The sequence below is a fragment of the Pseudomonas sp. JV241A genome, assembly GCF_900275665.1.
GTDB lineage: Bacteria > Pseudomonadota > Gammaproteobacteria > Pseudomonadales > Pseudomonadaceae > Aquipseudomonas > Aquipseudomonas wadenswilerensis.
The window spans coordinates 117,562-133,970 of sequence record NZ_OPYO01000013.1 but is presented as its reverse complement, the minus strand read 5'-3'; the positions used below and the strand labels follow the sequence as shown (position 1 = coordinate 133,970).

Below are 16,409 nucleotides of genomic sequence, written 5' to 3'. Positions count from 1 at the left end.
AGTTTGAAATAGTCGCCCTGTTGAATCACCGCAGCGCGCACCTTATATACCCCGCATACGTGACACTTTTATCCGTCAGGAGAACGTAACAACCATGATGCGCATCTTACTGTTTGTGGCCACCAACCTCGCGGTTGTGCTGATTGCCAGCATTACCTTGAGCCTGTTTGGCTTCAACGGGTTCATGGCGGCCAACGGGGTTGACCTCAAACTCGACCAGCTGCTGATTTTCTGTGCGGTGTTCGGCTTTGCCGGCTCGCTGATCTCGCTGTTCATCTCCAAGTGGATGGCGAAGATGAGCACTGGCACGCAAATCATCAGCCAGCCGCGCACCCGCCACGAACAATGGCTGCTGCAGACCGTCGAGGAACTGTCCCGCGAAGCCGGCATCAAGATGCCGGAAGTGGGTATCTTCCCGGCCTACGAGGCCAATGCCTTCGCCACCGGCTGGAACCGCAACGATGCACTGGTAGCGGTCAGCCAGGGACTGCTGGAGCGTTTTTCGCCCGATGAAGTACGCGCTGTACTGGCCCACGAGATTGGCCACGTAGCCAACGGCGACATGGTCACCCTCGCCCTGGTGCAAGGGGTGGTCAACACCTTCGTGATGTTCTTTGCCCGCATCATCGGCAACTTCGTCGACAAGGTGATCTTCAAGAACGAAGAAGGCCAGGGTATCGCCTACTATATCGCGACCATCGTCGCCGAACTGGTACTGGGCATCCTGGCCAGCATCATCGTCATGTGGTTCTCGCGCAAACGCGAGTTCCGCGCCGACGAAGCCGGTGCCCGCCTGGCCGGCACCAACGCAATGATCGGCGCCCTGCAGCGCCTGCGCTCGGAGCAAGGTGTACCGGTGCACATGCCCGACACCCTGAACGCCTTCGGCATCAACGGCGGCCTCAAGCAGGGCCTGGCCGGCCTGCTGATGAGCCACCCGCCGCTGGAAGACCGTATCGAAGCCCTGCGTCGTCGCGGCTGATCGGACACCCGCTACAAAAAAGGGCGACTTCGGTCGCCCTTTTGCATTTCAGCGCTGCAGCCGGTACACCCGCTCGAACAGCAGCGGCACCCCGGCCTGAACGAACTTGGGACTCTCGGCGAGAATGTCCCGCGCCTCCAGCGCCTGCGGCTGCCAGCCAGCGAACAGCTGCCGCACCTCTGCATCGACCACCGCAAAGGGCGGCCCCTCCAGCAGGGCCTGGTCGTAATCCATGGTGATCAGCAGGCCTTGGCAATCTTGCGACAGGTATCCAGTCAGCAGCGCTGCATAGCGCTCGCGCGACGCCGGCGGCAAGGCAATCACCGCCGCCCGGTCATACAGTGCACTGCAGTCGGCGATATCTTCGACCTGCAAGGCGAAGAAGTCACCACACCACACCTCCAAAGGGCCGCTTCGATAGGTCTTGAACGCGCCCCGCTGGCCGACCTCGGGCTGCAACTGCTGCTCGCTGAAAAAGTCCTCCACCGCACGCTGGGAAAGCTCGACACCGAGCACCTGATGGCCCTGCCCGGCCAGCCAGGCCAGGTCCAGGCTCTTGCCACACAAGGGCACCAGCACCTTGCTACCGGGCGCCAGGCCCAGCGTCGGCCAGAACTGCTGCAGGTAGCTGTTGACCCGCCCCTGATGAAAGCCGATCTGATTGTCCGCCCAGCGTTTGTGCCAGAACTCTGCCTGCATGGCATACCTCGAATTATTCGATGGGTTTATGCGAAAACTTATATTGGAATCAGATCAATGATCTGCCGGAAGATGGACTCATCTTAACCGCCAGGAACCCTTTCCATGCTGCCTAGCCTGTTTATTTCTCACGGCTCGCCCATGCTCGCCCTTGAACCTGGCGCCAGCGGTCCGGCCTTGGCACGCCTGGCCGCAGAGCTGGCGCGACCCAAGGCCATCGTGGTGGTCTCGGCGCACTGGGAGAGCCGTGAGCTGTGGGTGTCCGGCCACCCCCACCCCGAAACCTGGCATGACTTCGGCGGTTTTCCTGCCGCCCTGTATGCCGTGCAGTATCCCGCCCCCGGCGAACCGGCGCTGGCCGAGCGACTGACGAGCCTGTTGTGCGATGCCGGACTACCCGCGCGCCTTGACCCCAAACGCCCTTTTGACCATGGCGTGTGGGTACCGCTGTCACTGATGTATCCAGCGGCCGACATCCCCGTGGTACAGGTCTCTCTCCCCAGCCAGATGGGCCCGCAGTTGCAGGAACGGGTGGGCAAGGCCCTGGCGCAACTGCGCGAGGAAGACATCCTGTTGATCGGCTCCGGCAGCATTACCCACAACCTGCGCGAACTGGACTGGCATGCCGGCCCGGAAAGCGTCGAGCCCTGGGCCCTGGCGTTTCGTGACTGGATGATCGACAAGCTGGCAGCCGATGACACCCCTGCCCTGCACGACTACCGCCAGCAAGCGCCGTTTGCAGTGCGCAACCATCCAAGTGATGAGCACTTGTTGCCGCTGTACTTCGCCCGGGGTGCGGGTGGGCGCTTCGGGATTGCCCACCAGGGGTTTACGCTGGGGGCGCTGGGGATGGATATCTACCGGTTCGACTGATCCTGCGCGCTCGATCGCTGGCAAGACCAGCTCCCACAGGATTGGCGCAAGACCTGTAGAAGCGCTGGCAAGTCCCGCCCACAGAATTGGCGCCGCTCTTGAGAGCGGTGCCGGACCTGTGGGAGCTGGCTTGCCAGCGATGAGGCCAGCCCCGCCAGCACATCAGACGGCGCCTGGATTACGACCGCTGCGCGCTCGATCGCTGGCAAGACCAGCTCCCACAGGGTGGATACACCCCCACGGACAGCTCCACAGACCGGCACAGGCAAAAAAAATCCCCGAACCAGTCGGGGATTTTTTTATCGCTCGCGGATCAGTCTTCGCGGTAGCGGCGCAGCTTCAGCTGCTTGCCGGCAACACGGGTGTCCTTGAGCTTGGTCAGCAGACGCTCCAGACCTTCCTCCGGCAGCTCGACCAGGCTGAAGCTGTCGCGCACCTGAATGCGGCCGATGGCTTCGCGGGCCAGGCCGCCTTCGTTGAGGATGGCGCCCAGCAGGTTCTTGGCGGCGATACCGTCACGTGCACCCAGCGCGGTACGGCAACGGGCACGACCTTCACCCAGCGGCATCGGTGCACGACGCTCACGCTCGCCACGCTCTGGACGATCGCCAGTGCGCTCACGCGGAGTGTAGGTCGGAACCAGCGGCTGCTCTTTCTCGACCGCTTCCAGGGTCAGGGCCTGACCGTTGGTAGCCTTGCGCAGCAGAGCGGCGGCCAGGGCACGTGGGCTGCAACCGATGTCGGCAGTCAGGCGATCAAGCAGATCACCGTGGGTCGACTCGGCGTCAGCAACCAGCGGCGCCAGGCTGTTGGTCAGCTTCTTGATGCGGGCATCGAGAACGGCCTGGGCGTTAGGCAGGCGAACTTCAGCCACTTTCTGACCGGTAACACGCTCGATCACCTGCAGCATGCGACGCTCGCGCGGGGTAACCAGCAGCAGCGCACGGCCTTCGCGACCGGCACGGCCAGTACGGCCGATACGGTGAACGTAGGACTCAGGGTCGTACGGCATGTCAACGTTGAACACGTGAGTGATGCGCGGTACGTCCAGGCCACGAGCAGCGACGTCGGTAGCGACGACGATGTCCAGGCGGCCATCCTTGAGCGAGTCGATGACGCGCTCGCGCTGGTTCTGGGCAATGTCACCGTTCAGCGCAGCGGCTTTGTAGCCTTTGGCTTCCAGGGCGCTGGCCAGGTCCAGGGTGGCTTGCTTGGTACGCACGAAGGCGATCAGCGCGTCGAACTCTTCCACTTCCAGCAGACGCAGGACAGCGGAAACCTTCTGGTCGGCGTGGACCATCAGGTGGGCTTGTTCGATCGCGGTAACGGTCTGGGTCTTGGTCTGGATCTTGACGTGCTTCGGCTCGCGCAGGTGGCGCTCGGCGATGGCACGGATCGAGGCTGGCAGAGTGGCCGAGAACAGTACGGTCTGACGGCTTTCCGGCATGGCCTTGAAGATTACTTCGAGGTCATCCATGAAGCCCAGCTTGAGCATTTCGTCGGCTTCGTCGAGCACCAGGTGGTTGACGGTTGCCAGGACCTTCTCGTCGCGACGCAGGTGGTCGCACAGACGGCCAGGGGTAGCAACGACGATTTGCGCGCCGTTACGGATTGCTTTCAGTTGTGGGCCCATCGGGGCACCACCGTATACGGCCACCACGGTAACGCCCGGCATCTGCTTGGCGTAGGTTTCAAAAGCGGTGGCTACTTGCAGCGCCAACTCACGGGTTGGCGCCAGGATCAGGGCTTGCGGCTCGCGCTTGCTCGGGTCGATGCGGTGCAGGATTGGCAGAGCGAAGGCGGCGGTTTTACCGGTACCTGTCTGCGCCTGACCAATCATGTCGTGACCGGCAAGAATAATCGGGATCGATTGCTGCTGAATGGCCGATGGCTCTTCGTAGCCAGTAGCCACAACGGCGGCAACAATACTTGGATGAAGATCGAGAGCGGCGAAGCCGCCGGTTTCCTGGGTCATGGGTCTGCCTCTAAGTGCATCCGCAAAGACCCATGCTCCAAAGCTGCACATGCCTTGTAAGACCCGAAGGTCACCCTGGCAGCTTTGTCGGCGGGGATTTGCGAAAACGATTGAAGAAAAAAAGGAACGTCAAGGAGAGTCCGCGATGCGGACGCGCAGCCGAAGCTGGCTTCGGGGAATTGCACTACCTTAAACGAGGTCCGGTGAAAGACCGGCGCGTACTATACCTGAATTAGCCGTTCACGGGAGATTTTTTTAATGAAACACGCCAGCGCCAGGCCACGTTGCGGCGGGCCCGGGAAGTTAACGAGGCTGGCGGCTGAATCGATTTTCCGCCAGTGACACAGTGACGCGCCTCAGGACGCCGGGCGAATCGCGCCGATCAGCGGTTGCAACGAGTAGCCCAGTTGTGGCGCCAGGGCCTCGGCCCGGGCGGTCAGGCCTGGCAGATCGAGCTGCTGGTCCAGGTCAGCCGGTACCATGAGGATCACGTTGCCCTCCTTGACCGGCAGCTCCCAGTAATGACGGTGATAGAGGCCACGCAGCAACGCCGCACCCAATGGCTTGCCGTCGTCACCGGCCCATTGATTGATCACCAGCCAGCCCCCGGGGTTCAGACGCTTCTGACAGTTTTCCAGAAAACTCCAGGCCAGGTGCGCGACGCCCGGACCATGGTCGGTATACAGGTCGACGAAGATCAGGTCGGCGCATTCGGCCGTCTCCAGCAACTCCATCGCATCACCGATACGGATATACAGGCGCGGGTCATCATCCAGGCCCATGTACTCGATGGCCAGGCGCGGCACATCCGGGCGCAGTTCAATGGCCTCGACGTCTTCCAGCGGCAGGAACTTCAGGCAGGCCTGAGTCAGGGTGCCGGCACCCAGGCCCAGAAACAGCGCGCTTTCCGGTTCAGGGTGGGCCAGCGCACCAATCAGCATGGCACGGGTATAGTCGTACTCAAGCCAGCTCGGGTCGGCGGTGAACACGCAGCTCTGCTCGATCGCCTCGCCGAACTCGAGGAAGCGATAGTCCTCGACTTCCAGCACGCTGATAGTGCCGTACTGGTCATGCACCTGGGCCAGCAGCCGCTCTACCCGTTCCTCTGTCATGCTGTCTCCCGGCAGGCGCCGCTGTACCACGCAAAAACCGCCATTGTCCGTCAATGGCGCCAGTGCAACAAGGCGCGCCGCAACTGTTAACATGGCAGACAGCCCTTTTCCGACCAGATCGAGCCCGTGATGAACCACCCCTGGAGTCCTGACAGCTGGCGCGCCCTGCCGATCCAGCAACAACCGAGCTACCCTGATGCTGCCCGCCTGCTCAATGTCGAGCAGACCCTGGCCAGCTATCCGCCGCTGGTATTTGCCGGCGAGGCCCGGGAACTGCGCCGTCAGTTCGCCGAGGTTACCCAGGGCCGCGCGTTCCTGTTGCAAGGCGGCGATTGCGCCGAGAGCTTCGCCGAGTTCTCGGCAGCCAAGATCCGCGACACCTTCAAGGTACTGCTGCAGATGGCCATCGTCATGACCTTTGCCGCCGGTTGCCCGGTGGTCAAGGTCGGTCGCATGGCCGGGCAGTTCGCCAAGCCGCGCTCAGCCGGCGATGAAACCATCGGTGGGGTCACCTTGCCGGCCTACCGTGGCGATATCGTCAACGGCATCGGCTTCGACGAGAAGAGCCGGGTGCCGGACCCGGAGCGCCTGCTGCAGGCCTACCATCAGTCCACCGCCAGCCTTAACCTGCTGCGCGCCTTTGCCCAGGGTGGGTTTGCCGATCTGCACCAGGTGCATAAATGGAACCTGGACTTCATCGCCAACTCGGCGCTGGCTGAAAAGTACAGCCAGCTGGCTGACCGCATCGATGAAACCCTGGCCTTCATGCGCGCCTGCGGCCTGGACAGCTCGCCGCAACTGCGCGAAACCAGTTTCTTCACCGCCCATGAGGCGCTGCTGCTGAACTACGAAGAAGCTTTCGTGCGCCGGGACAGCCTGACCAACGACTATTACGACTGCTCGGCGCATATGCTCTGGATTGGCGACCGCACCCGCCAGCTCGACGGCGCCCATGTCGAGTTCCTGCGCGGGGTGAACAACCCGATCGGGGTCAAGGTCGGACCCAGCATGAATACCGACGAGCTCATCCGCCTGATCGATGTGCTCAACCCGGACAACGACCCGGGCCGCCTCAACCTGATCGTGCGCATGGGCGCGAACAAGGTCGGCGAGCATCTGCCAGCGCTGATTCGCAGCGTCGAACGCGAAGGTCGCCAGGTGCTGTGGAGTTCCGACCCGATGCACGGCAACACCATCAAGGCCAGCAGCGGTTACAAGACTCGCGATTTCGCCCAGATTCTCAGCGAGGTCAAGCAATTCTTCCAGGTCCATCAGGCCGAAGGCAGTCACGCCGGTGGCATCCATATCGAGATGACCGGACAAAACGTCACCGAGTGCATCGGTGGCGCGCGACCGATCACCGAAGACTCCCTCTCCGACCGCTACCACACCCATTGCGATCCACGGATGAACGCCGATCAATCGCTGGAACTGGCGTTCCTGATCGCCGAGACCCTCAAGCAGGTACGTCGCTAAAGCGGCTGCTGGCCAGTGCCACGCGCAAGCGTGCGGCGCTGGCCCGCGGGCAATTCAACTGCACTTCGGCCAGGCCCAGCCAGGCGGCCATGCGTTGCAGGCTCTCGGCCAGGGCCTGCATGCCCGCTTCATCCAGCCCTGGCTGTTCCTCATGCACCGCGTGTACCGTCAGGCGCTCATGGGCACGCTCGGCACGCAGGTCTACACGGGCGGCAATGCGTTCGTTGTGCAGGAACGGCAGCACGTAATAGCCGTAGACGCGTTTGTGCGCCGGCGTGTAGATCTCCAGCCGGTAACGGAAATCAAAAAGACGCTCGGTGCGCTCGCGCTCCCACACCAATGAGTCAAAGGGCGAAAGCAACGCGCTGCTGCTCACTGTGCGCGGCACCCGCAGCGACGCCAGGCAGTACGCCGGTTGCGGCCAGGCCTGCACCGTACAGGCCTGCAAAGCGCCCTCCTCGAGCAACTCGGCCAACCGCGCACGGCTGTCGCCGGGGGCCAGGCGAAAATAGTCACGCAGGTCCTTCTCGGTGGCCACTCCCAACGCACCTGCGGCATGCAGTAAAAGCCCGCGTTGAGCGGCGGCCTCATCCATGGGCGGTTGCTCAAGCAGTGCAGCCGGCAGCACCCGCTGCGGCAAATCGTACAGGCGCTCGAAACCGCGGCGGCCGGCGACATTTACCAGCCCGGCGGCAAACAGCCATTCCAGCGCGTGTTTCTCGGCACTCCAGTCCCACCAGGGGCCGGCGCGCTCCTGGCGGGTCGACAGGCTGCCAGCGCCCAGGGCGCCCTGTTCGGTCACCGCCGCCAGCACCCGGGCGATGGTCGGTTGTTGTTCGCGGCCGAAGCGCGCCAACTGTTGATAAATGCCCTGGCCCTGGCGCGCTCGGTCCATGCGCCAACGCAGCAGCGGATACAGCTCCAGCGGCAGCAGCGAGGCCTCATGCCCCCAGTATTCGAAAAGTTTGCGCTGCCGGTTGCGCCCCCAGGCCAGTTGATCGAGCAACGCCTGTGGATAACTGCCGAGACGGGAAAACAGGGGAAGGTAGTGTGAACGCACCAGGGCATTGACCGAGTCGATCTGCACCACACCGAGGCGTTCGATCATCCGGTTCAGCTGCGCGGCACCGATCGACCTGTTCGCCTGCCGGTTGTTGAAGCCTTGGGCGGACAACGCCAGGCGGCGCGTCTGGGCCTGGGAAAAGGACTGTGTGGTGGGCATGCCCGGCTCCTTGTGAACAAGCCCACTTACATTAGTCGTGGCACTTCGATGACGCGACTCATTTTCTCAGCGGGTCATCCCAGAATGGACGCTCCACCTCGCGCAGAATATCCGCCCGGCTCAGGCCGATATCATCCAGCGCCGCATCACTCAGGCGCGCCAGTTCGCGGCGCTCGCGGTGCAATTGCCGCCAGCGCGTCAGTTGCTGACTGAAGCCTTGGGTGAATTGGTGGAACCAGCTGTGCCGGAACGTTGAGTACTGCAGAACAAGCGATTTCTGACCTTTCATCGTCTTACCCTCCTGTTGGGATGACGACAGTGTCTGACCCGGCATAAGATCAATCCAACGAATGTTTCTTATGTCATACATCTAGGAGATTGATGCCTTGTCCCAGTACCAGAGTATCGATTCCGACGTCCTGCGCACCTTTGTCGCCATCGCCGAACACGGCGGCTTCACCCGCGCTGGCGAAGTAGTCAACCGTACCCAGTCGGCGGTGAGCATGCAGATGAAGCGCCTGGAGGAGGACATCATCCAGCGCCAGCTGTTCGAGCGCGATGGCCGCCAGGTGCGCCTGACCGCCGAGGGCCAGGTGCTGCTCGGCTATGCCCGGCGCATCCTCAAGTTGCACGGCGAGGTGTTCAATACCCTGCGCATGCCGCACATGGTCGGCGTGGTGCGCATCGGCACTCCGGACGACTACGCCATGCGCTTTCTGCCAGGCATCCTTTCAAGCTTCGCCCAGGCCTATCCGCTGGTTCAGGTCGAGGTCCATTGCGAAAGTTCGCGGCAGTTGATGCAGCGCCAGGACCTGGACCTGACCATCATCACCCGTGAACCGGGCAACGAAATCGGTCAGTTGCTGCGCCGCGAGCGCGCGGTGTGGGTGCAGGCCCAGGGTTTCTGCCCGCATGAGCACAATCCTCTGCCGCTGGCGATGTTCAACTGCGATTGCTATTGCCGGACCTGGGCCTGCAATGCCCTGGATGCCATCGAGAAGGAGTACCGGATCGCCTACACCAGCGCCAGCACCGCGGCGATCATGGCCGTGGTCAGTGCCGGCCTGGCCGTTACCGCGCAGTTGCAGAGCCTGATCACCAGCGACTTGCAAATCATTGGCGAAGCCGAAGGCCTGCCGCCTTTGCCCACAGCCAGCATCATGCTGCTGCGCAATCGCACAACGCAGTCGGAAATGACCGACTGCCTGGCCGAATACATCATCGAAGGCTTCAGATCTTGAAGGCCAGCATTACCGCGCACAGCACCAAAAAGCCGCAGAACAGCGAACGTAGTGCTTTTTCCGGCAAGGCGTGAGCCAGTTTCACGCCCCAACTGATGCTCAGCAGGCCCCCGACAGCCAGCGGTATGCCCATGCTCCACTGCACATGCTGATGCAGGCCGTAGGTCAGCAACGTGACGGCCGTACTAGGGGCAGCCAAGGCCAGTGACAAACCTTGGGCAACCACCTGGGTGGTGCCGAACACGCCGGTCAGTACCGGCGTTGCCACCACGGCCCCACCGACGCCGAACAAACCGCCCAGCACCCCAGCGCCGCTGCCCAGCACGCCCAGCCACGGCCAGGGCTGGCGCAGCTCACTGGCGGGCTGGGCAGTGCGCATGAACATCCGCGCCAGGTTCCAGGCCGCCAGCGCCCCCAGAAACAGCACAAAGCCAAAGCGCATGGCTTGGGCATCGACGCCCACGGCCCAGATCGAACCGAGCCAGGCGAAGACAAAGCCGGTCGTGGCCAGGGGCAACGCATGCTTGAGTTCGATGCGATTACGCTGGTGATACCGCCACAGCGCCAGCAGCACATTGGGCACCACCATCACCAGCGCCGTCCCCTGGGCCAATTGCTGGTCGAGACCGAACAGCACCCCCAGCGCCGGAATCGCGATCAGCCCGCCACCGATGCCGAACAACCCACCCACCGTGCCCAGTGCCGCGCCCAGCGCTATGTACATCGCCCACTCAATCATTGCCGCTTCTCTGAATTGCCAATCGCTGCATGCTACCGAGCTGGCGCTAGCGGGGAAACGCACAGCAACGCACAATGGCTGTGCCATTTACGCAAAAGCAGATTCGCAGCATGAACCCCGATGCCCTGACCGAACAACTCAGCCTGTTTCTTGATGTTCTGGAAACCGGCAGCTTCTCCGCCACCGCCCGGCGTCATCCGTTGACGCCTTCGGCGGTGGCGCGGCGTATCGACACCCTGGAAAGCGCAGTCGGCAGCCGCCTGTTCGTGCGCAGCACCCATGCGGTACGGCCAACTCCGGCCGGCAATGCCTTTGCCGAACGCGCCCGACGGATCGTCGAAGAGCTGCGCCTGGCCCGCGCGGAAGCGGTATCGCTGAGCAACGCCCCGGAAGGCCTGATCCGCATCGACGCACCGGCCGCGTTCGGTCGCCGCCACCTGGCCCCGGCTATCGCCGATTTTCTCGTAGCCTATCCCGGGCTGGACGTGCAACTGCGCCTGATCGACAGCTTTGTCGACCTTCACGGCTCGCACCTGGGCGAAGTCGACCTGGTGTTGCGCGCCGGCCCTCTGGCAGACACCCGCCTGGTCGCCACGCCATTGGCCTACATGGTCCGTATTGCCTGCGCCAGCCCCGCCTACCTGGCCCAGCGCGGCATTCCCGCCAGCCCGGCTGAATTGCCCGAACATGACGGCCTGGACTGGGACGGCCTGGCCCCGCCCTTCGCCTGGCGCTTCGCGGCCGACGGGCAAATGCGCCTGTACCGCCCGACGCGCATGCGCATGAGCGCCAACAATGCCGAAACCCTGCTGTTCGGCGCCCTCGCCGGCTTGGGTATCGCTCACCTGCCCACCTGGCTGATCAGCGAATACCTGCTGCGTGGGGAATTACTACCGCTATTCTGTGACAACGGCCTGCCCAGCGCCGAAAGCAGCGGTATCTATGCCCTGCGCCTGGAACATGAAACGAACTCTCGCAGCCGTTTGTTGCTCGAATTCCTCAAGAGCCGCTTCAGCCCGATTCCGCCCTGGGACCTGGCGCTGCAAAGCGAGCTGCGCTGGCAGTAAGTGCGCTAATGACCTGCGTGCTAAATTTAAAGGACTTAACGAAATAAAGGATGTGCATGAACGCCGACCCGAAAGCGCCTGTTCCCTGCGACGAACTGCTCCTGGATAACCAGGTGTGCTTTGCCCTGCACTCGACCTCGCTGCTGATGACCAAGGTCTACAAGCCGCTGCTGCACAAGCTCGGGCTGACTTATCCGCAGTACCTGGCGATGCTGGTGCTGTGGGAACAGGATGGTTTGACAGTCGGAGAGATCAGCCAGCGTCTGCTGACCGATCCAGGCTCGCTTACACCTTTGCTCAAACGCCTGGAAGCCGAAGGCCTGCTCAAGCGCACCCGCAGCCGCGAAGATGAGCGGGTAGTACTGGTGCAGTTGACCGAGCAGGGTCACGCCCTGCAAGCCCGGGCAAAGGATGTACCGCACTGCATCCTCGCCGCCAGCGGCGAGAACCTCGAACGCCTGCAACAGCTGCAGGCCGACTTGCTGGCGCTGCGCGCCAACCTGCAAAAAAGCCTCTGAGCGCTATGCTGAGAAATGACCGTTCGTAGGTCGACCGAAAAATTATCTTGCGCACTAAATAATTGCGCGCTAATTTAATTTCCGTACCCACTCAGCGCCACGGCGCAACTCACAAGCGAGGCTCAACATGCAAAAGGTCACTCCGCTGTACATTGCTGAAGCCAAATCCACCGGTGGCCGCGACGGCGGTTCGCGTTCCAGCGACGGCAAGCTGGAAGTCAAGCTGAGCACCCCCAAGGAACTGGGCGGCGCGGGTGGTGACGGCACCAACCCCGAGCAGCTGTTTGCCGCCGGCTACTCGGCCTGCTTTATCGGCGCCCTGAAGTTCGTCGCCGGCCAGCAGAAAAAAGCCCTGCCCGCAGACAGCTCGATCACCGCCAAGGTTGGCATCGGCCAGATTCCGGGTGGTTTCGGCCTGGATATCGACCTGAACATCAACCTGCCAGGCCTGGAACAGGCTGAGGCGCAAACGCTGGTCGAAGCTGCCCACCAGGTCTGCCCGTACTCCAATGCCACCCGTGGCAACGTCGACGTGCGCCTGAATGTGACGGTTTGATCGACAAGTTCCAGGCATAAAAAAACCCGGCCAAGGCCGGGTTTTTCGATTTCGCAGGTACGCCAGGCTTAGACCTTGGCACGGCCCTTGTAGGAACCACCTTCGCGAGTATCGATTTCGATCCAGTCGCCGATTTCGATGAAGTCAGCAACGCTCAGCTCGGTACCGTTCTTCAGCTTGGCTGGCTTCATGACCTTGCCCGAAGTGTCGCCGCGAGCGGAACCTTCGGTGTAGTCAACCTGACGCACGATGGTGGTTGGCAGGTCAACCGAAACCAGGCGCTCTTCGAAGAACACTGCTTCGCAGACGTCTTCCATGCCTTCTTCGATGAACGGCAGAACGGCCTCGATGTCTTCGGCGTTCAGCTCGTACATGGTGTAGTCAGTGGTGTCCATGAACGTGTAGGTGTCGCCGTTGATGAACGACAGGGTCGCTTCTTTGCGATCCAGGATCACGTCGTCCAGCTTGTCGTCGGCCGAGTAGACGGTTTCAGTCTTGTAGCCGGTCAGCAGGTTCTTCAGCTTGGTCTTCATGATCGCGCTGTTACGGCCCGACTTGGTGAACTCAGCCTTCTGAACCAGCCATGGATCGTTGTCGATACGGATCACGGTACCGGGTTTCAGTTCTTTACCAGTTTTCATTGCGATATATCCGAATTTGGATGGATTTACAAAAATCGAGGCCGCATATCATAGCCAATTTCGGTAAAACTGTACCAGCGCCGCGGCAAGGTCCGGCTGAGCGGCCTGTACCGCGCTCCAGCGGCGGGCATGCCGGTCCAGTTCGTCCCAGTGCGCCAGCACCTCTTGCCAGGCCTGGCCCATGTCGCTGTCCATGTTCCAGGCTCGCCACAATTGCACCAGCGCAGCCCCCGCCGGGGCGGACAATTCCAGGATGTACAGGTCGAGAAACGCCTCGAGTTTTTCCCAGTGGGCGTATTCTTCCTGCACATAGATATGCCAGAGCAGCGGCCGTGCCGCCCACTGCGCACGGACGAAAGAATCTTCGCCACGCACCGCATTGAAATCGCAGCACCAGAGCAGCCGGTCGTAATCGTCCTGGCTGACGAAGGGCAGGATCTGCACGGTCAGCGCACCGCGCCGGGCAATATTGCCCACGCTCAGCGCCTGTTCGCCAAGCCAGGCCTGAACGTCACCCAGCACGCGCCCTTCGGGTACCAACAAGTGGTTGGGGCGGCTGTCGGCGGCCAGCACGTCCAGCCAACTGGCCACGCCGGGGTTTTCGTAGGCGAACAGCGAAATCAGCCGGGCATTGTTTTCTGGCGTTACGCCCAGGCCCTGCAGAAATGCCTTGCGTGCAGCCGGGTCCTGCTGGAGCGCGTCGCGCTGTGACAGCAGGTTTGCCTCACGCAGCAAGCCGCCGGTTTTCGCGCTAAAGCCCGGAAAGAAAAACACCTTGCGCAAGCCATTGGCCTGGGGCGACGGCAAGCCATGGCAACCTTCGACCCAGTCTTCGGCGCTGAGGTAGTCCAGGTTCAGCCACAATGGCGCACGGGGTTGTTCGAGCATGGCCTGCACATAGGCAGGTGGCAGCTGACAGGCGAAAGCGCCAATCACCACATCGGCTACCGCCGTGTCCTGCCATTCAGATGGCCATTGGCGCACATCCACGCCCTGCTGCCATTGCTGGGCAACGTCGGCCTGGGCTTCGGGACAGATACGCACGAACGCCTTCAGGTCATCTACCCACAGGCGCACCGCCAGGCCCTGCTCAGCCACCAACTGCCGGGCCAGGCGCCAGGTCACGCCGATGTCGCCGTAGTTATCGACGACACAACAGAAGATGTCCCAGTGCGTTTTCATCGCTGGTCCCTTGGAAAAAGCGCCGATTGTCCGGGTAAATCATCGCAGACAAAAGCGTGGCACGAAAAAAACCCGTTGCACCATGCGACAATGGCTGCCCGTGTCCTGGCCAGGAGGCCATCATGCCCCGCCCTCGCGAATTGAAGATCACTCTAAAGCCGCTGCAACTGATCCTGTGCATTGCCCTGGGCCTGTGGCTTGGCGCTGTGGCCATTGCCCTGAGCCTGTGGCTTGCCGGGCGCCTGTTGCCAGCGACGCTGCAGCCGATCGGCCAGGTGCTTGCGCCGCCAGCCATTGCTCCGGCGTCCCCGGCGACGGCAGACCCGCAAAACCAGATGTTCGAACAATACAAACAAATCCTTCGTAACCAGGAAGTACAGCAGGCCGAAGAGCAGGCGCAAGGCAGCCTGCGCAACCTGTCCAACCCCAAGTGCCAGTTCTGGCTGCAACAGAACCGCACCGCGCCGACAGAAAAAAGCCGCGCCCTCGTTCTCGAATTCTGTAACTGAACCCATGACCAAAGCCGACCTGCTGCAACGCATCATCGACACACTGAGCTTTGACCTGGACGTCGCCCAGCGCGCGGCGCAAACCGCCTATGAGGCGGCCACCGCCGAAGAGAACATCGCCGAGAACAAGTACGACACCCTGGGCCTCGAAGCTTCGTACCTGGCCACCGGGCAAGCCCGGCGCATGGAGGAAATCCGCCAGGCGCGGGCGGCGTACCAGCAGTTGTTGCTGCGCGACTATGACCCGCAACGCGGCATTCAGGTCAGCAACCTGGTGACCCTCGAGGCAGAGAACGGCAGTTGCCAGCAGTTGTTCCTCGGCCCGGAAGGCGCGGGGCTGAAAATTGGCCAGGGCGAGCAACTGGTAACGGTGATCACCCCGCGCTCGCCACTGGGTCAGTGTTTGCTCGGCAAGGTTGAAGAGGATGAGGTCAGCCTGGTGCTTGGCGGGGTACCCCAGAATTACTCCATCCTCAAGGTTCTGTGATCAGGAAGGCTGCGCCTTCCATCGCTGGCAAGGCCAGCTCCCACAGGTTCGGCGTGCCCTGATCCAGTCTGGGGTCTGCAGGAGCCCTTACTGTGGGAGCCGGCCTTGCCGGCGATGGGCTGCACAGCAGCCCCCTCATAAAGCGCCCAACGCATCAAAGCGCTGCGCCAACCCCTGCCGGGCAAACTGCTCGATGACAAAATCGACAAACACCCGTGTCTTGCCCGGCAGCAGCTTGTGTTCGGCGTAGTACAGCGAAATATTGCCGTCATCCACGTACCAGTCCGGCAACACCCGCAACAGCCGGCCGGCCTGCAGGTACGGCACGGCAAACGGCATGCTCACCAGCGCTACGCCCAGGCCCTGCTCCGCTGCCGCGCAGGCTGCCTCCGAATCACTCATGGTCATGCGCAAGCGCAGGTCCAACGGGCTCTGCTCTTGCTCGCGACTGGTCAGCGGCCAGGAGCGCACGCGCCCGGTCTGCGGTGAACGAATAAGAATGCCATCCAGCTCGTGCAAATCGGCAGGCTGGGTGATTGGCCGATGCTGCTGCAGATACGTCGGCGCCGCCACCAGAATCCGGTGCGCAGGAGTCAGCTTGCGCGCCACCACGCCCTGGGGCAGATCGAAGCCGCCACCAATGGCGGCATCGAAACCCTGGCCGATCAGGTCGACCTGACGGTTATCGAAATGCCAATCGGGGCTGATCGCCGGGTAGCGCCGCAAGAACTCGGCCAACAGCGGCACGACATACAGGCGACCGAACACCGTGCCCATGCTCACTTTCAGGGTGCCGGCCGGTTGCCCTTCGGCACTGGCCAGGTTAGCCACGGCATACTGGATGGTCTGGAAACTCGCCGCCACCTCTTCAAGAAAACGCTGCCCGGCCTCAGTCAGGGTCAGGCGTCGGGTGCTGCGCTGGAACAAGCGCACGCCCAGGCGCGCCTCCAGCCGCGCGACGTTCTTGCCCACCGCCGCCGGGGTCAGGCTCAGGCGCCGCGCCGCTTCGGCGAAGCTGCCAACTTCGGCGCTGCGGACAAAACACTCGATGCTGCTGAAGGATTCCATACCGTTGATTCCATACTTCTGGTTTACACAGACTATAGCGATTACTGGCTACCGACAGGGTA

The 16,409-nt window shown here is 62.4% G+C and carries 17 protein-coding genes and 1 pseudogene; 9 read left to right on the top strand and 9 right to left on the bottom strand.

The genetic code is table 11. From position 1 onward, the window contains the following. Positions 1-94: 94 nt before the first annotated feature. Positions 95-982, top strand: coding sequence for a protease HtpX (gene htpX / locus JV241A_RS07260; protein ID WP_036996500.1), 888 nt, complete (start codon positions 95-97; stop codon positions 980-982). Positions 983-1,030: 48 nt separating this feature from the next. Here the strand turns inward: htpX and JV241A_RS07255 are convergent, their stop codons facing one another. After that, complete coding sequence (locus tag JV241A_RS07255; protein WP_115085901.1) at positions 1,031-1,681, bottom strand: thiopurine S-methyltransferase; 651 nt, start codon at positions 1,679-1,681, stop codon at positions 1,031-1,033. 105 nt (positions 1,682-1,786) lie between these two features. On the opposite strand from JV241A_RS07255, the gene JV241A_RS07250 reads away from it, so the two are divergent. Then, positions 1,787-2,554 (top strand): class III extradiol ring-cleavage dioxygenase, encoded by a 768-nt coding sequence (locus JV241A_RS07250; RefSeq protein ID WP_115085900.1) that lies wholly within the window; start codon positions 1,787-1,789, stop codon positions 2,552-2,554. Positions 2,555-2,867: 313 nt separating this feature from the next. Here the strand turns inward: JV241A_RS07250 and JV241A_RS07245 are convergent. Together JV241A_RS07245 and JV241A_RS07240 are read right to left on the bottom strand one after the other, a co-directional pair. After that, positions 2,868-4,563 (bottom strand): annotated as a pseudogene (locus tag JV241A_RS07245) (DEAD/DEAH box helicase). Positions 4,564-4,885: 322 nt separating this feature from the next. Then, positions 4,886-5,641, bottom strand: a complete 756-nt coding sequence (locus JV241A_RS07240; protein WP_115085899.1) for a spermidine synthase — start codon at positions 5,639-5,641, stop codon at positions 4,886-4,888. Positions 5,642-5,770: 129 nt separating this feature from the next. Here JV241A_RS07240 and JV241A_RS07235 point away from each other — a divergent pair, with 129 nt between their 5' ends. After that, positions 5,771-7,117, top strand: coding sequence for a 3-deoxy-7-phosphoheptulonate synthase class II (locus JV241A_RS07235; RefSeq protein WP_134061765.1), 1,347 nt, complete (start codon positions 5,771-5,773; stop codon positions 7,115-7,117). Here the strand turns inward: JV241A_RS07235 and JV241A_RS07230 are convergent. Both JV241A_RS07230 and JV241A_RS07225 read right to left on the bottom strand, forming a co-directional pair. Beyond that, positions 7,098-8,339 carry a crosslink repair DNA glycosylase YcaQ family protein gene (locus JV241A_RS07230; RefSeq protein ID WP_134061763.1) on the bottom strand — a complete coding sequence of 414 codons (1,242 nt, stop codon included), beginning with the start codon at positions 8,337-8,339 and terminating at the stop codon, positions 7,098-7,100. The genes JV241A_RS07235 and JV241A_RS07230 overlap by 20 nt on opposite strands. A gap of 58 nt (positions 8,340-8,397) precedes the next feature. Next, positions 8,398-8,628, bottom strand: a complete 231-nt coding sequence (locus JV241A_RS07225; RefSeq protein WP_345789712.1) for a DUF1127 domain-containing protein — start codon at positions 8,626-8,628, stop codon at positions 8,398-8,400. A gap of 97 nt (positions 8,629-8,725) precedes the next feature. On the opposite strand from JV241A_RS07225, the gene JV241A_RS07220 reads away from it, so the two are divergent. Next, positions 8,726-9,580 carry a LysR family transcriptional regulator gene (locus tag JV241A_RS07220; protein WP_115085896.1) on the top strand — a complete coding sequence of 285 codons (855 nt, stop codon included), beginning with the start codon at positions 8,726-8,728 and terminating at the stop codon, positions 9,578-9,580. On the opposite strand, the gene JV241A_RS07215 is transcribed toward JV241A_RS07220, so the two are convergent. Next, positions 9,570-10,319: a sulfite exporter TauE/SafE family protein gene (locus JV241A_RS07215; RefSeq protein ID WP_134061759.1), complete on the bottom strand. Its 750-nt coding sequence runs from the start codon at positions 10,317-10,319 to the stop codon at positions 9,570-9,572. The genes JV241A_RS07220 and JV241A_RS07215 overlap by 11 nt on opposite strands. A gap of 110 nt (positions 10,320-10,429) precedes the next feature. Here JV241A_RS07215 and JV241A_RS07210 point away from each other — a divergent pair, with 110 nt between their 5' ends. The 3 genes from JV241A_RS07210 (at position 10,430) to JV241A_RS07200 (ending at position 12,460) form a co-directional block, all read left to right on the top strand. Next, positions 10,430-11,386, top strand: a complete 957-nt coding sequence (locus tag JV241A_RS07210; protein ID WP_134062053.1) for a LysR family transcriptional regulator — start codon at positions 10,430-10,432, stop codon at positions 11,384-11,386. Between the two features lie 56 nt (positions 11,387-11,442). Beyond that, positions 11,443-11,904, top strand: a complete 462-nt coding sequence (locus JV241A_RS07205; protein WP_115085894.1) for a MarR family transcriptional regulator — start codon at positions 11,443-11,445, stop codon at positions 11,902-11,904. A 127-nt stretch (positions 11,905-12,031) separates the two neighbouring features. After that, entirely contained in the window at positions 12,032-12,460 is a 429-nt protein-coding gene (locus JV241A_RS07200; RefSeq protein ID WP_115085893.1) for an organic hydroperoxide resistance protein, read from the top strand. Between the two features lie 68 nt (positions 12,461-12,528). On the opposite strand, the gene JV241A_RS07195 is transcribed toward JV241A_RS07200, so the two are convergent. Both JV241A_RS07195 and earP read right to left on the bottom strand, forming a co-directional pair. Continuing rightward, positions 12,529-13,101 (bottom strand): elongation factor P, encoded by a 573-nt coding sequence (locus JV241A_RS07195; RefSeq protein WP_038994110.1) that lies wholly within the window; start codon positions 13,099-13,101, stop codon positions 12,529-12,531. A gap of 48 nt (positions 13,102-13,149) precedes the next feature. Further along, positions 13,150-14,283, bottom strand: coding sequence for an elongation factor P maturation arginine rhamnosyltransferase EarP (gene earP / locus JV241A_RS07190; RefSeq protein WP_134061757.1), 1,134 nt, complete (start codon positions 14,281-14,283; stop codon positions 13,150-13,152). A 122-nt stretch (positions 14,284-14,405) separates the two neighbouring features. Between earP and JV241A_RS07185 the strand changes: the two genes are divergently transcribed. Together JV241A_RS07185 and JV241A_RS07180 are read left to right on the top strand one after the other, a co-directional pair. Then, positions 14,406-14,792, top strand: a complete 387-nt coding sequence (locus JV241A_RS07185) for a hypothetical protein (RefSeq protein ID WP_134061755.1) — start codon at positions 14,406-14,408, stop codon at positions 14,790-14,792. 4 nt (positions 14,793-14,796) lie between these two features. Further along, the gene (locus JV241A_RS07180) at positions 14,797-15,279 is read left to right on the top strand and encodes a transcription elongation factor GreAB (RefSeq protein WP_115085890.1); all 483 of its coding nucleotides are present in this window, start codon (positions 14,797-14,799) and stop codon (positions 15,277-15,279) included. A gap of 135 nt (positions 15,280-15,414) precedes the next feature. On the opposite strand, the gene JV241A_RS07175 is transcribed toward JV241A_RS07180, so the two are convergent. Next, positions 15,415-16,347 (bottom strand): LysR family transcriptional regulator, encoded by a 933-nt coding sequence (locus tag JV241A_RS07175; protein WP_115085889.1) that lies wholly within the window; start codon positions 16,345-16,347, stop codon positions 15,415-15,417. Positions 16,348-16,409 lie beyond the last annotated feature (62 nt).